Source organism: Serratia sp. PF-27, from assembly GCF_030053255.1.
GTDB lineage: Bacteria > Pseudomonadota > Gammaproteobacteria > Enterobacterales > Enterobacteriaceae > Serratia > Serratia bockelmannii.
This window is the reverse complement of sequence record NZ_JASGBT010000015.1, coordinates 148,535-163,143: the sequence shown is the minus strand read 5'-3', so window position 1 is coordinate 163,143 and position 14,609 is coordinate 148,535. Positions and strand designations below refer to the sequence as shown.

The 14,609-nt window shown below is 59.1% G+C and carries 13 protein-coding genes and 2 tRNA genes; 6 read left to right on the top strand and 9 right to left on the bottom strand.

Annotated features, from left to right (window positions below; translation table 11 throughout):
- The first annotated feature begins 59 nt into the window (after positions 1-59).
- The 5 genes from QMZ29_RS05725 to QMZ29_RS05705 all read left to right on the top strand — a co-directional run bounded on the left by QMZ29_RS05725 (position 60) and on the right by QMZ29_RS05705 (position 3,011).
- Positions 60-136: transfer RNA gene (locus tag QMZ29_RS05725), tRNA-Val, on the top strand.
- 20 nt (positions 137-156) lie between these two features.
- Positions 157-233, top strand: a tRNA-Val gene (locus QMZ29_RS05720).
- Between the two features lie 121 nt (positions 234-354).
- Positions 355-660: a cupin domain-containing protein gene (locus tag QMZ29_RS05715; protein WP_025302650.1), complete on the top strand. Its 306-nt coding sequence runs from the start codon at positions 355-357 to the stop codon at positions 658-660.
- Positions 661-1,053: 393 nt separating this feature from the next.
- Positions 1,054-2,466: a pyruvate kinase PykF gene (pykF, locus tag QMZ29_RS05710; RefSeq protein ID WP_025302649.1), complete on the top strand. Its 1,413-nt coding sequence runs from the start codon at positions 1,054-1,056 to the stop codon at positions 2,464-2,466.
- 308 nt (positions 2,467-2,774) lie between these two features.
- Positions 2,775-3,011, top strand: a complete 237-nt coding sequence (locus QMZ29_RS05705) for a major outer membrane lipoprotein (protein ID WP_004931354.1) — start codon at positions 2,775-2,777, stop codon at positions 3,009-3,011.
- A gap of 141 nt (positions 3,012-3,152) precedes the next feature.
- Here QMZ29_RS05705 and QMZ29_RS05700 read toward each other — a convergent pair whose 3' ends face one another.
- The 7 genes from QMZ29_RS05700 to sufA all read right to left on the bottom strand — a co-directional run bounded on the left by QMZ29_RS05700 (position 3,153) and on the right by sufA (position 10,072).
- Positions 3,153-4,166: a L,D-transpeptidase family protein gene (locus QMZ29_RS05700; protein WP_025302648.1), complete on the bottom strand. Its 1,014-nt coding sequence runs from the start codon at positions 4,164-4,166 to the stop codon at positions 3,153-3,155.
- Positions 4,167-4,462: 296 nt separating this feature from the next.
- Positions 4,463-4,879, bottom strand: coding sequence for a cysteine desulfuration protein SufE (gene sufE, locus QMZ29_RS05695; RefSeq protein WP_025302647.1), 417 nt, complete (start codon positions 4,877-4,879; stop codon positions 4,463-4,465).
- Positions 4,880-4,915: 36 nt separating this feature from the next.
- A complete protein-coding gene (sufS, locus tag QMZ29_RS05690) occupies positions 4,916-6,142 on the bottom strand; it encodes a cysteine desulfurase SufS (protein ID WP_043141139.1) in 1,227 nt (408 codons plus the stop codon).
- Complete coding sequence (gene sufD, locus QMZ29_RS05685; RefSeq protein ID WP_197780553.1) at positions 6,139-7,425, bottom strand: Fe-S cluster assembly protein SufD; 1,287 nt, start codon at positions 7,423-7,425, stop codon at positions 6,139-6,141. The genes sufS and sufD overlap by 4 nt, the downstream gene beginning before the upstream one ends.
- Positions 7,400-8,146 (bottom strand): Fe-S cluster assembly ATPase SufC, encoded by a 747-nt coding sequence (gene sufC, locus QMZ29_RS05680; protein WP_016927936.1) that lies wholly within the window; start codon positions 8,144-8,146, stop codon positions 7,400-7,402. Before sufC ends, sufD begins: the two co-directional genes overlap by 26 nt.
- A 43-nt stretch (positions 8,147-8,189) precedes the next feature.
- Complete coding sequence (gene sufB, locus QMZ29_RS05675) at positions 8,190-9,686, bottom strand: Fe-S cluster assembly protein SufB (RefSeq protein ID WP_025302644.1); 1,497 nt, start codon at positions 9,684-9,686, stop codon at positions 8,190-8,192.
- Positions 9,687-9,700: 14 nt separating this feature from the next.
- Positions 9,701-10,072, bottom strand: a complete 372-nt coding sequence (gene sufA / locus QMZ29_RS05670; protein ID WP_004931368.1) for a Fe-S cluster assembly scaffold SufA — start codon at positions 10,070-10,072, stop codon at positions 9,701-9,703.
- 526 nt (positions 10,073-10,598) lie between these two features.
- Between sufA and QMZ29_RS05665 the strand changes: the two genes are divergently transcribed.
- Entirely contained in the window at positions 10,599-11,003 is a 405-nt protein-coding gene (locus QMZ29_RS05665) for a hypothetical protein (RefSeq protein ID WP_004931369.1), read from the top strand.
- A gap of 44 nt (positions 11,004-11,047) precedes the next feature.
- Here the strand turns inward: QMZ29_RS05665 and menI are convergent, their stop codons facing one another.
- On the bottom strand, positions 11,048-11,464 hold the full coding sequence (menI, locus tag QMZ29_RS05660) for a 1,4-dihydroxy-2-naphthoyl-CoA hydrolase (protein ID WP_016927938.1): 417 nt from the start codon (positions 11,462-11,464) through the stop codon (positions 11,048-11,050).
- Positions 11,461-14,517 (bottom strand): D-2-hydroxyglutarate dehydrogenase YdiJ, encoded by a 3,057-nt coding sequence (gene ydiJ / locus QMZ29_RS05655; RefSeq protein WP_261425785.1) that lies wholly within the window; start codon positions 14,515-14,517, stop codon positions 11,461-11,463. Before ydiJ ends, menI begins: the two co-directional genes overlap by 4 nt.
- Positions 14,518-14,609: the final 92 nt, after the last annotated feature.

The following is a 14,609-nucleotide window of genomic DNA, read 5'->3' as shown; positions in this document are numbered from 1 at the left end:
CGCGCAGGTAGCTCGTTAATATTCGTCCCCGCTGTCAGCCATGACAGACAGGAAAAGATGCGTCCGTAGCTCAGTTGGTTAGAGCACCACCTTGACATGGTGGGGGTCGGTGGTTCGAGTCCACTCGGACGCACCAAATTCCAGAAGCAGTACAGTGCGTCCGTAGCTCAGTTGGTTAGAGCACCACCTTGACATGGTGGGGGTCGGTGGTTCGAGTCCACTCGGACGCACCATATTGCTGATTTATCTCTCCCCCTATCGCGTTATACTTCCCGTTGTTTCGTCTCTGCTCGACCGCTCGATTTCTCATGTCGATTGCGCCGAACTACCGCCATCCACCATCAGGAACGCCACATGACCACCTTCACCGCCAAAACCGCCTTTTTACCGCTCGACAATGGCCTTGCCCGCCGTGAAGGGGTGATGAGCGACGGTTCGCCGGCGGCGGAAGTGCGTTTCGAGGCCGGCGCCTTTGGCCAACTGCAAAAGCCCCCGCATGCGCTGCAAACCCGGGTGATATCGGGTGAATTCGAGTTCACCCTCGGCGGCGATACGCGGACAGTACGGGCCGGCGAGAGCCTGATCCTGCCGGCCAACGTCGCCAGCGGCTGCTTCTGCCTGAGCGCCGGCGTGCTGCTGGAAATCCCGCAAACGCGCTAAGCCGTATTTACAGCAAGGTTATTTGCGCAACAAGCTGTACGCAACGCGTTGCATTTGCGCCACATTTGCCCCCGTTTTGACATATCCGCCACACCGCTGCGGTTTTTTATTTTGTTTCCCGCCGCTTAGCCTTTATAATGCGCAACGTCTATCAGTTGAATGGTTTCAGCCCTTGATCTGCGAAAACGCAATAACAACACGATTTCATCTCACCCCGTTGCGCAGCATCTCCGCGCCCCCGCGCGGGCTGAATTTTTCCGCCCCACTTCAACTGTCGTCACCTATCCTTAACTATGTTTTTCACCACCAGGCACGGCTCAAATTCCCTATCGGCGTAAATAGCGCCGGTCAAATTCGTTTTTTTATCCATCACAACTTGTAGAAAACTCCGCCATGAAAAAGACCAAAATTGTTTGTACCATCGGTCCAAAAACCGAATCGGAAGAAATGCTGACCAACCTGCTCAATGCGGGCATGAACGTGATGCGTCTCAACTTCTCTCACGGCGACTATGAAGAGCACGGCAACCGCATCAAGAACATGCGCGCCGTGATGGCGAAAACCGGTATCAACGCCGGCATCCTGCTGGATACCAAAGGCCCGGAAATTCGCACCATGAAATTGGAAGGCGGTAAAGACGCCTCGCTGGTCGCCGGCCAAACCTTCACCTTCACCACCGACCAGAGTGTGATCGGCAACAGCGATCGCGTAGCGGTCACCTACGCCGGCTTCGCCGCCGACCTGAAGATCGGTAACACCGTGCTGGTTGACGACGGCCTGATCGGCATGGAAGTCACCAACGTGACCGAGAACGAAGTCGTTTGTAAGGTGCTGAACAACGGCGATCTGGGCGAGAACAAAGGCGTCAACCTGCCGGGCGTGTCCATCCAGTTGCCTGCGCTGGCCGAAAAAGACAAACGCGACCTGATCTTCGGCTGCGAGCAAGGCGTCGACTTCGTGGCGGCGTCCTTCATCCGTAAACGTTCCGACGTGCTGGAGATCCGCGAGCACCTGAAAGCGCACGGCGGCGAGCAGATCCAGATCATCTCCAAGATCGAGAACCAGGAAGGCCTGAACAACTTCGACGAAATCCTCGAAGCGTCCGACGGCATCATGGTTGCCCGCGGCGATCTGGGCGTGGAGATCCCGGTCGAAGAAGTGATCTTCGCCCAGAAGATGATGATCGAAAAATGCAACCGTGCGCGTAAAGTGGTGATCACCGCCACCCAGATGCTCGATTCCATGATCAAAAACCCGCGCCCTACCCGTGCGGAAGCCGGCGACGTTGCCAACGCCATCCTGGACGGCACCGATGCTGTCATGCTGTCCGGCGAGAGCGCCAAGGGCAAATATCCGCTGGAAGCGGTCAACATCATGGCGACCATCTGCGAGCGCACCGATCGCGTGATGCCAAGCCGCATCGACTCCCTGAACGATCGCCGCAAGCTGCGCATCACCGAAGCGGTGTGCCGTGGCGCGGTTGAAACCGCCGAGAAACTGGACGCGCCGCTGATCGTCGTCGCCACCAGCGGCGGCAAGTCAGCGAAATCCGTGCGTAAATACTTCCCGAACGCGGTGATCCTGGCGCTGACCACCAATGAGACTACCGCGCATCAGCTGGTGCTGAGCAAGGGCGTCATCCCGCAGATGGTCAAGGAAATCGCTTCTACCGACGACTTCTACCGCATCGGTAAAGAAGCCGCGCTGGCCAGCGGCCTGGCGCAAAAAGGCGACGTCGTGGTGATGGTTTCCGGCGCGCTGGTGCCGAGCGGCACCACCAACACTGCCTCGGTACACGTGCTGTAATATAAAACGTGACATAATTGCCTTGATCAAAACGCCGCTTTGCGGCGTTTTTTTTATCAGCAGTAACCTATTTTTCTCAAAACGCAACCGCGGACCGCTCATTATTTAGCTAATAAAGAATCGGAGTAGTCCCATGGAAGCCGGCTGTTTTCCCTCGTTTTTTTAACTAATTTGTAAAACCAGATGCAAGTTTGAGCGAACGATCAAAATAAAGCACCTCAACACTAAAAAATTATTCTCTTTCGAAAAAAGTTTGTGTAATACTTGTAACGCTACATGGAGATTAACTCAATCTAGAGGGTGTTATAATGAATCGTACTAAACTGGTACTGGGCGCGGTAATCCTGGGTTCCACTCTGCTGGCTGGCTGCTCTAGCAACGCTAAAATCGATCAACTGTCTTCTGACGTTCAGACTCTGAACGCTAAAGTTGATCAGCTGAGCAACGACGTGAACGCAATGCGTTCTGACGTTCAAGCTGCTAAAGACGACGCAGCACGCGCTAACCAGCGTCTGGACAACCAAGCTCACGCTTACAAAAAGTAAGATAGCTTTGGTTATTGAAAACGGCGCACATTGTGCGCCGTTTTTTTTTCGCCTGTATCCTGGACTGATTTTTCCTGCATAGCGGGCAAAAAAAGAGGTTCAGCACGCTGAACCCCTCTTCGACCGCTCAATCTTGCAAACTTAGTTCACCGAACTGATTGGCGCTGCCTTGAATGGGCTCTTATTCGCCGCAGGCGCCGCTGCAGGCGTTAAACTCACCTCAGACGGACTCTCTCCTACGTTGACCAGCACCGGCATGCCAGAACGGCGTACAACCGCGCTATCGAACACGGCGCGATCGGTCTGACCATCCGCAGCAAAGGCTTTCTCCGCTTTAGACAACGCGATCGGCATGGTCTGCGGATCGTCGCTTTCTACCCGCGACAGCGGCTGGTGCACTTCCACATAGCGTTTGCCGTCCGGCTCAACCGAAATCTTCACCGGATCGTTGATCACCTGCACCCGTGTACCACGCGGCACCTGATTGAACAGCGCTTCGATGTCCGTCGGACGCAGGCGAATGCAGCCGGAGCTGACACGCATGCCGATACCGAAGTTGGCGTTGGTGCCGTGGATCAGGTATTCACCGCGCCCCATCGCCAGACGCAGGGCGAACAGCCCCATCGGGTTCTCAGGCCCGGCCGGCACCACTGCAGGCAGCGTCACGCCCTGGGACTGATAGCGCTTGCGGATGTTGGCGGTGGGCGTCCAGGTCGGGTTAGGGATCTTCTGGCTGATGGAGGTCACTTCCAGCGGCGTGTGCATCCCGGTCTGGCCGATGCCGATCGGATAGACGATCACTTTGTTCTCGCCTTTCGGGTAGTAGTAAAGACGCAGCTCGGCCAGATTGACGATAATCCCTTCACGCTTAGTGTCAGGCAGCAGCATTTGGGTCGGAATGGTCAGCACCGTGCCTGGCTTGGGCAGGAACGGGTCGGTGCCAGGGTTGGCTTCCAGCATGCCCAGCAGGCCAATCTTGTAGTCGGCGGCGATCGCCTCCAGCGGACGGCCGTCGTTTGGCACGGTATAAGTGGTGTTTTCACCGATCAGACGGCTGTCTGGCGGCGGCAGCGGGTACTCGGTCGCACTGGCGGCCTGCGTGCCGGCCAGTACGGTGGCGAAGACCATGCCCATTAAACTCAACGCACGTTTCATTATCATCCCTATATTTTTTATGACGGTTCGCCCCCAAGGCTAACGAGCGCCCGACGGTGGGTAAATCAGACAATACCTGATTAATACTAGCAATGCTGGCATCAAAGGCAATAAGTTCTCTAAAAATCAACACGTTATAACGTAATCGCCGTCGTTGATTGTCAACGAAACGTCAATAGGTAAGCTGCTGAAATATCACTGAATTGGGGGATGGTTCCTGGGGAAAACAACGGATTGTAAAGACTCATTGACAAAGCGAATATATCAATGAGCCTTGAGGAGAAAGGCGTTAAGGATCAGGCCAGCTGCGCCGCTTTACTGCGAATGGCACGGATCATCGCCTCCAGCCCCTGCGAGCGTGAAGGCGTCAGATGTTGGCTGAGCGCCAGTTCGCCGAAAAACGGCCGCACATCGAGATCGACGATCTGTTGTGGCGTTAATTGACGATAAAGAATAAACACCACCGCCAGCAACCCTTTGACGATCGCCGCATCGCTGTCGCCGTGAAACTCGACCTGCCCCTGCTCATCGAGACGCATCACGATCCACACCTGGCTCTGACAGCCGGAAATCAGGTTGCCGGCCTGCCGCTCGGCCTCGTCCAGCGGCGGCAACTTGGCGCCAAGTTCAATCACGTACAGGTATTTCTCCTCCCAGTTCAGACAGCGGGAGAAATTACGCACCAATTTATCTTTGTCCGGCAAATTCGCCATGGGGATCCTTTTGTACCGCCGGGGACGCGCCCCGGCCTAACCTAATAGCTGATGAATGCGTTGCAGCCCGGCCACCAGCCGGTCCACCTCTTCGCGGGTATTATATAACGCCAGCGAAGCGCGGCACATGCTCGGCACCTGATAAAACGCCATCAGTGGCATGGCGCAGTGATGGCCGGTGCGAATGGCGATGCCATACTGATCGAGGAAGCTGCCGACGTCATAGGCGTGGTGTTCTCCCAAATTAAAGGCGATCACCCCGGCCCGATGTGCCGGACCATAGATTTTCAGCGTCGGCACCTGCTTGAGCGCCTCGAGCGCGTAGTGCATCAGCGACTGTTCATAATCGTGGATCGCATTCAGACCCAGGGCTTCGACGTAATCGAACGCCGCCCCCAGCCCCATGATGCCGGCGGTGTTCGGCGAACCCGCCTCGAAGCGCCACGGCGGATCGGCGAAGGTGGTGCCCGCCGTCAGGCTGACCTGGCGGATCATCGAGCCGCCCCCTTCCCACGGTGGCATCTGCTGCAGCAGCGCCTGGCGGCCATACAGCATGCCGATACCGGAAGGGCCGTACAGCTTGTGGCCGGAAAACACGTAAAAATCGCAGTCCAGCGCCTGAACATCGACGCGCTGGTGCATCACCGCCTGCGCGCCGTCCACCAGCACCGTCAGATCCGGCGCCAGGGCTCTGGCGCGGGCGATGATGTCGCGCACCGGGTTGACGGTGCCCAGCACATTGGAGACCTCGGTCAGCGCCAGCAGTTTGCAGGACGCGTCGACCAGCTCCGGCAACCGCGCCAGATCCAGCGTGCCGTCGGGCTGCAGCGGCCAAACCCGCAGCTGCAACCCACGCTCCTGCGCCAGCATCTGCCAGGGCACGATGTTGGCGTGGTGTTCCATCTCGGTGATGAGAATCGCATCGCCCGGCTGCAGCAGGTGGCGGCCAAAGCTGTTGGCCACCAGGTTGATGCCTTCGGTGGTGCCCTTGACGAACACCATCTCTTCCGCCGAGGCGGCGTTGATAAAGCGCGCCGCCTGTTCCCGCACCGCTTCCATCTGCTGAGTCGCCTCGGCGCTCAAGGTGTGAATGCCGCGATGCACCGCGGCATAGCCGTGGCGATAGAAATCCAGCTCGCGGTCGATCACCACCTGCGGTTTCTGCGCGCTGGCGGCGCTGTCGAGATAGGCCAGCGGTTGGCCGTTCACCTCACGCGCCAGCAGCGGGAAATCGCCGCGCACGCGTTCAATCGGATAACTCATGCAGCCTCCCCCGGCAGGCGCTGGGCGATGCGTGCCAGCACCCGTTCCCGGATGGTGTCGTTGGCGATGCCTTCGGTCAGCTCGGCGGCGAAGGCGAAGATGATCATCTGCTGCGCCGCGTGTTTGTCGATGCCGCGCGACTGCAGATAGAACAGCTGCTCTTCATCGATGCGCCCCACGGTGGCGCCGTGGCTGCATTTAACGTCGTCGGCGTAGATCTCCAGCTGCGGCTTGGTATCCACCTCCGCCACCTTCCCCAACAGCAGGTTATGGTTGGTCATCTGGCCGTCGGTTTTGATCGCGTGCTTGGCCACTTTGATCATGCCGTTGAACACCGCCTTGCCGCGATCGCTGACCACGGTTTTATGCAGCTGGCGGCTCTCGCAATAGCCTTTGTTGTGCTCTAGATAGGTGCGGGTATCGCAGATCTCTTTGCCCACCGGCAGCACCAGGCTGTTGATTACCAGGTTCGCGCCTTCGCCGTTCAGCTGCGCGCTGGTGTTATGCCGCGTCAAGCCGGCGCCCAGCAGGAAGCTGTCGCTTTTCACCCGCGCGTCGCGGCCAATGACCAAATCGTTATGGGCAAAGTGGTAGCTTGGCTGGCTCTCAAACGCCAGCTTGCAGTGCAACAGTCCGGCGTTGTCCGCCACGTTGGCGGTCAGGCGTGCACCGGTGAAGTGCGCGGCCTCGCCCAGGCTGACGTAGTGTTCGATCACTTCCGCCTCGGCCCCGCGCCCAATCTCCAGATGATGGCGGTGATGCACGGTGTTCACTTCCCCGCTGGCGCCGCGTCCGCTGCTGATATGCAGCAGGTACAGCGGACGAGCCGGGGCCTTGCCGGCCGGCAGGCGAATCAGGCTGGTTTCCTGCGCCAGGCTTTCGGTCAGGTGCAGGAAAATTTCCGGTTGGATCGCCTCCGGCAGCGCCTGTGGCGTGCCGTAGGCGGTCAACTCAAACTGGTAATCACCCAGATCGTCATCGCTCAGCGCGGCGCTGTAGCGGCCGTCGATAAACACCAGCCGGCAGGCATCGATGCCGAGCGCCAGCGCCTCGAGCTGCTCTGCGCACACCAATGCGGGCTGCGGCTCGAGGAACTGCTGCTCCAGCAGGCTCTCCAGCGGCGTGTATTTCCAGTTTTCATGCTTGCGCGTCGGCCAGCCGAGGCGCAGCGCCTGCTGCCAGTGCGCCAGCGCATGCGGCGAACGCTCGCCACCGCGGCCTTCGAACAGGCGATACAGCTGCTGCAGCGCGTTTGAATTACTGTTGGTCGGTAAGCCAGCCATAGCCCTGCTCCTCCAACTGTTTTACCAGCGAGAAATCGCCGGATTTGACGATGCGCCCCTGCGACAGCACGTGTACGTAATCCGGTTGGATGTAGTCCAGAATGCGCTGGTAGTGGGTGACGATGATAAAGGCGCGCTTGCCGTCCCGCAGCGAGTTGACGCCGTTGGCGACGATCTTGAGCGCATCGATGTCCAGACCGGAGTCGGTTTCATCGAGAATGCACAGATCCGGCTCCAGCGCCGCCATCTGCAGAATGTCGTTGCGCTTTTTCTCGCCGCCTGAGAAACCGACGTTGACCGAACGGGTCAGCAGGTCGGCCGGCATGTCCAGCAGCGCGATTTTCTCTTCGATGAAATCGGCGAAGTCAAAGCGATCCAGCGGCTCCTGCTCGCGGTATTTGCGCACCGCGTTGACCGAGGTCTGCAGGAAGAAGTGGTTGCTGACGCCGGGGATCTCCACCGGGTACTGGAAGGCCAGAAACACGCCCTCGCCGGCGCGGTCTTCCGGATCAAGCTCCAGCAGATCCTTGCCCTTGAAGGTGACTTCCCCTTCGGTCACTTCGTACTCTTCACGCCCGGCCAGCGTGGCGGACAGCGTGCTCTTGCCCGAGCCGTTCGGCCCCATGATGGCATGCACTTCGCCCGGTTTGATCTCCAGATCCAATCCCTTGAGGATCTCGTTGCCTTCCACGCTGACTTTCAAATTCTTGATGCTTAACATGCTGTGTCCTCAGATAGCGCCGACGGCGCTAAAAATGCGGCGATTAACCCACGCTGTGTTCCAGGCTGATGGCCAGAAGTTTCTGCGCCTCGACGGCGAACTCCAGCGGCAGCTCGGAGAAAACGTCCTTGCAGAAACCGTTGACGATCATCGAAATGGCGTCATCCTCGCTGATGCCGCGCTGCAGGCAGTAGAACAGCTGGTCGTCGCCGATCTTCGAGGTGGTGGCTTCGTGCTCCAGCTGAGCGCTGTTGTTGCGCGCTTCAACGTAAGGGAACGTGTGGGCACCGCTGTCCGGCCCGATCAGCATCGAGTCGCACTGGGTAAAGTTACGGGCGTTTTCCGCCCCCGGCAGGATTTTCACCAGGCCGCGATAGGTGTTCTCGCTGTGGCCGGCGGAGATGCCTTTGGCGATGATGGTCGACTTGGTGTTTTTGCCGATGTGGATCATCTTGGTGCCGGTGTCCGCCTGCTGATGGCCGCTGGTCAGCGCCACCGAGAAGAATTCGCCGATCGAATTGTCGCCCTGCAGGATCACGCTCGGGTATTTCCAGGTGATGGCCGAGCCGGTTTCCGACTGGGTCCAGGACATTTTCGAGCCGGCGCCTTCGCACAGCGCGCGCTTGGTGACGAAGTTGAGGATACCGCCCTTGCTCTCACCGCCGGAGAACCAGTTCTGCACCGTCGAGTATTTCACTTCGGCGTCTTTATGCAGGATCACTTCCACCACCGCCGCGTGCAGCTGATAGCTGTCGCGCACCGGGGCAGAACAGCCTTCGATATAGCTGACATAGCTGCCTTCGTCGGCGATCAGGATGGTGCGCTCGAACTGGCCGGTTTTGGCGGCGTTGATACGGAAATAGGTCGACAGCTCCATCGGGCAGCGCACGCCTTTCGGCACATAGACGAAGGTGCCGTCAGAGGCCACCGCGGCGTTCAGCGCAGCGAAGAAGTTATCGTTGGACGGCACTACGCGCCCCAGGTACTGACGCACCAGATCCGGGTATTCCTGAATCGCTTCGCCGAACGAGCAGAAGATCACCCCGCTCTCCGCCAGTTTTTCACGGTAAGTGGTAGCGACCGATACTGAGTCGAAGATGGCGTCCACCGCCACTTCGCTGCCCTCGCGCACCGGCACGCCGAGCTGATTGAACGCCAGCTCCACTTCGCTGGTCAGGTAATCTTTTTCCGTCGCCGCGCCTGGTTGCTGCTCGGCGCCGGGTTGCGAACCACAGGCATCGTCGCAGCTGCCGCAGGACGGCGCCGAATAGTAACTGTAGTCCTGGTAGTTAAGGCGTTCGTAATTGGCCTTCAGCCAGTGCGGCTCTTCCATCTGCAGCCAGGCGCGGTAGGCCTCGAGGCGGAATTCCAGCATCCACTCGGGTTCGTTGCGCTTGGCCGAGATGGCGCGAACCACCTCTTCGTTGATGCCTTTGGCCAACTCATCGGTTGCCAGCTGGGTGAAGAAACCTTCTTTGTAGCGACCTTCGCTGACCCAAGCCTGCACTTCATTAGGCATTTCTACATTGCTTCGTGTCATGTTGATTGCATCGCTCAAACGCCAAAGCTCTCGCCGCACCCGCAGGCATGCTGAGCTTTAGGGTTGTTGAATTTGAATATCTGATTCAGCCCTTCGCGGACGTAATCTACCGTGGTGCCATCGATGAACGGCATGGCCTTCAGCGGCACATAGAGTTTGGCGCCGTCGCGCTCAAACAGCAGATCGTCATCGGCGGGTTCGCGGGTCAGATCCAGCACATAGGCAAAGCCGGCGCAGCCGGATTGTTTCACCCCTAGCTGCAGCCCTTTCACCTGCGGATCCTGCTGCATCAGTTTCGTTATTTGTCGTACGGCGCTGTCGCTGAGCGAAATGCCTTGCCAGACATTTTCATCCAGAGAAAAGGTGCCGACATTTTCCGTTTGCATAGGGTCTACCTCACACTCGTGTTTGGCCACAGCCAATCTGGGTTGCTTATATGTTAGTGATAACGATTATCACTTCAACCGTTTGTTTTGCGGGGGTATCCACCGCGAGCGCGGTTTTTCGCTGCGGCGTGCGGCAAGCCAGCGGGACATTCGTGGTAGCTTGCGGCATCTGGCGGCAAGGTGTGCATGCTATCCCTATGAATTTGTTCTTTATCCTGCATCACCGTACCGCACTCCCCGGTGGCCCGTCAGCGTTACAGTGCCGCGGTACACTGCCGATCTAAACATTCATAGAAAATACCTATTTCTGCATTCTGTCTGTCGTAAATGTGCGTTTATCGGCATTTCGTGGCGCGGCACCAGCGCGCGCCCCTCAGGTTAAAGTTTAGTCGCTCAGGATTAAATTGGGTCGTCGGCGGCCTTTTACACCCCCACGATGAAAAAACGCCGCACCGGGGATTGATCGGCAACGCGGCAATTTATATGATAATGATTATCATTCAATTTGGATTTGAGCGCGAAGCCAATGACTCTTTCGATCAACGCATGGTTGCTGGGCAAGATTGATGACTACAAATTCAGCGTGCGCGACGCCACGGTGGACTTTTATATGGCCGAAGCGGCGCTGCGGCGCCCGGAATGCAATATCGACCACCTGAAGCGGTACAACAGCGTCAGCCTCACCATGGCCAATCTGTGCCTGGAGAACGGCGATGACGACAGCTACCTGCACGCGCTCAGCAAACTGCATAATCGGCTGATCGTCGAGATCAACAATCCGCAGCGCTGCCAGCTGTTTCGGGTGCAAAGCTACCACTTCGCCCGCCACACGCTGACGCTGATCTGCCAAAAATATGCAATGGAAGGTACCTGGGAGAAGGCGAATGCGTTTCAGAAGGACTTCGTTAAACGCGTGCCGTTTCAGCTGTAAAGCGAAAGGCTCCGCAGGCCGGCAGCCTGCGGGACCGGCGAGAATCAGTCAATGACCGCCGTGGTCAGGCGCGAGGTGCAGCACAGCCGATCGCGCGCGTCGAAGATCTCGATTTGCCACACCTGATGGCGACGGCCGACGTGCAGTGCGCGACATACCCCGCGCACCTGGCCATCGAACACCGCGCGCAGGTGGTTGGCGTTGATCTCCAGCCCCACCACTTTCTGCTCGCCCTCACTGCACAGGTAACCGGCCATCGATCCCATCGATTCCGCCAGCACCACCGACGCCCCGCCGTGCAACAGCCCGAACGGCTGGCGGGTACGGCCGTCCACCGGCATGGTGGCTTCCAGGAAATCCTCGCCCAGCTGAGTAAACTCGATGCCCACATGGCTGACCATGCAGCCGTCGCCGGCGCGGTTCAGCTGCTCCAGCGATGTTTCACGTTTCCACAATTTCACTCAATCATCTCCAGAAGTGCCTGTAATGGGTGGCGCACGCCATTGCCCTCAATGCGTTTCACCTGGCTGCGGCAGGAATAACCGGTCGCCAGGCAGCGCTGACGCGGCAAACGCTGCAGCGTCGGATGCCATGATAGCTCATAAATGCCGAGCGAGTTTTGCAGGTTCTTGGCTTCATGGCCGTAAGTGCCGGCCATGCCGCAGCAGCCGACGCTGACGTTCTCCAGTTTGGCGCCGAAGCGGGCGAAGATCGCCGCCCACTGTTGGCCGCTGGCCGGCAGCGCGGTGGTTTCGGTGCAGTGACCGAACAGATACCAGGGTTCGCCGGTCGCCGGCTGTTCGGCGCGATCCGCGATCCGCTGTTGCAACCATTCATGCACCAGCTGCACCTGGAAATCGCCGCGCTCGGCGCCGAGGATCTCACGGTATTCGTCGCGGTAGCACAGCACCAGCGCCGGATCGACGCCCACCAGCGGCATGCCGAGCTGCGCCATGCGGTTGAGAAAATCGGCGGTTTTGCGCGCGGTGCGGGCAAAGCGCGTCAGGAAGCCCTTCACATGCTGCGCCTTGCCGTTCGGCGAGAACGGCAGCAGCACCGGTTTATAGCCGAGCTTTTCCACCAGCCGAACGAAATCCGCCACCACTTTGGCGTCGTAATAGCTGGTGAACGGATCCTGAACAATCAGCACGTGTTCTTCGCGTTGCTCGGCGCTCAGCCCTTCCAACTGTTCCAGCGTCAGCGTGGTCGCGCGGTGGCCGGACAGCTGCTGACGCAGCGTCGGGCTGGACAACAGCGGCAGATCGACCATGCCGACGGCGTTGCGGCTCATCTCCCGCAGCCACGGCTGGCGGAAGAAGAAGTTGAACACCTTCGGCGCGCGGGCCATCAATGGGGTATAGCTCTCTACGCCGGCGACCATGTAGTCGCTCACCGGGCGCAGGTAGCGGGTATGGTAAAGCTGCAGGAAGCGCGAACGGAACCCCGGCACGTCAATTTTGATCGGGCACTGGGTGGAACAGGCCTTGCAGGCCAGACAGCCGGACATCGCCTCTTTCACTTCGTGCGAAAAGTCGTACTCGCCCTTGCCGGCATGCCAGCTGTTGCGGGTTTTCTCGATTAGACCGCGCAAGCTGAGGCGCTGCTGCGGCAGCTGTTTCTCCAGCGCCAACGGATCGACGCCCTGCTCGGCCAACAGACGCAGCCACTCGCGCACCAGCGTCGCCCGCCCTTTCGGCGAATGAATGCGGTTGCCGCTGATCTTCATCGACGGGCACATCGGGCTACGCACGTCGAAGTTGAAGCACAGGCCGTTGCCGTTACACTCCAGCGCGCCGCGGAACGAAGTGCGCACCTCGACCGGGATCTGACGATCGAAGGTGCCGCGTTTGACCGCGTCTACCTCCATCATCGGCGCATCTACCGCCAGTGGCGAACAGATCTTGCCCGGGTTCAAACGGTTATCCGGATCAAACGCCGCCTTGATGCGGCGTAGCTCTTCATACAGCGTTTCCCCGAAGAACTCAGGGCTGTACTCGGCACGGAAGCCCTTGCCGTGCTCCCCCCACAACAGACCGCCGTATTTGGCGGTCAGCGCCACCACCCGATCGGAGATCTGCTTCATCAGCACTTCCTGCTGCGGGTCGCACATGTCGAGCGCCGGGCGCACGTGCAACACCCCGGCGTCGACGTGGCCGAACATGCCGTAGCTCAGGTTGTGGTCGTCAAGCAGTTGACGGAATTCGACGATATAGTCCGCCAGGTGTTGCGGCGGCACACAGGTATCCTCGGCAAACGGAATCGGCTTGGCGCGCCCCTTGGCGTTGCCCAGCAGCCCGACCGCCTTCTTGCGCATGTTGTAAATGCGCTCGATGCCAGCCAGATCGCCGCAGATCTGGTACCCGATCACGCCGCCCTTCCGCTGCGCGATCAGTTCATCCAGCCGTTGGCACAGAGCCTCCATCTGGCCGTCGATCAGCGCCCGATCGTCGCCGGCGAACTCGACGATGTTCAGCCCGAGCATTTCTTTATCCGGCACGTCGGCGATCAGTTCGTTCACCGAGTGCCAAACAATGTCTTCACGCGCCAGATTCAGCACCTTGGAATCGATGGTTTCCACCGACAGCGCCTTGGCCTCGACCATAAAGGGCGCATTGCGCAGCGCCGAGTCGAAGGAGTCGTACTTCACGTTGACCAGGCGGCGCACTTTCGGCAGCGGCGTGATATCCAGCCGCGCCTCGGTGATAAACGCCAGCGTGCCTTCGGCGCCGGTCAGGATGCGCGTCAGATCGAAGGTTTGCAGATCGTCGCTCAGCACGTGGCGCAGATCGTAACCGGTGAGGAAGCGGTTGAGCTTGGGGAATTTCTCCAGGATCAATGCGCGCTGCTCACGGCAGCGATTGAGCACCGTGCGGTAAATGCGCCCTTCCGCGGTCTCTTCCAGAGCAATCGTTTCCGCCAGCGCCGTCGGCATGGCGCGGGTATCGATCATCTCGCCGCCCAGCAGCACCGCCCGCAGGCCCAACACGTGATCGGAGGTTTTGCCGTATACCAGCGAACCTTGGCCGGAGGCGTCGGTGTTGATCATGCCGCCCAGCGTGGCGCGGTTGCTGGTGGACAGTTCCGGCGAGAAGAAGTAGCCGAACGGCCGCAGGTATTGATTCAGCTGATCCTTGATCACGCCGGCTTCGACTTTCACCCAGCCTTGTTCGACGTTGATCTCCAGAATGCGGTTCATATGGCGCGACATATCGACCACGATGCCGGTATTGAGCGACTGGCCGTTGGTGCCAGTGCCGCCGCCGCGCGGGCTGAAGGTCAGCGTATTGAATCGCTCTTCCCCGGCCAGACGCGCAATCAGCGCCACGTCAGCGGTGGAACGGGGGAACACCACCGCATCGGGCAACAGCTGATAGATACTGTTGTCGGTGGCCATCGTCAGGCGGTCGGCGTAGCTGGTGGCGGTATCGCCGTTGAATCCGTTTTGCTTCAGTGCTTCCAAAAAGTCGAGCACCCGTTGAACGAGGCCGGGCGCCTGAGAAATCTGTGGGATCATTCGCTTTTTTGACCCTGTCCGTCTATTTTTTATGCGCTGATGTACGCTGAATCGGGCCTTTAATTCAGACCCACCCTATTTTTTAGTGACAC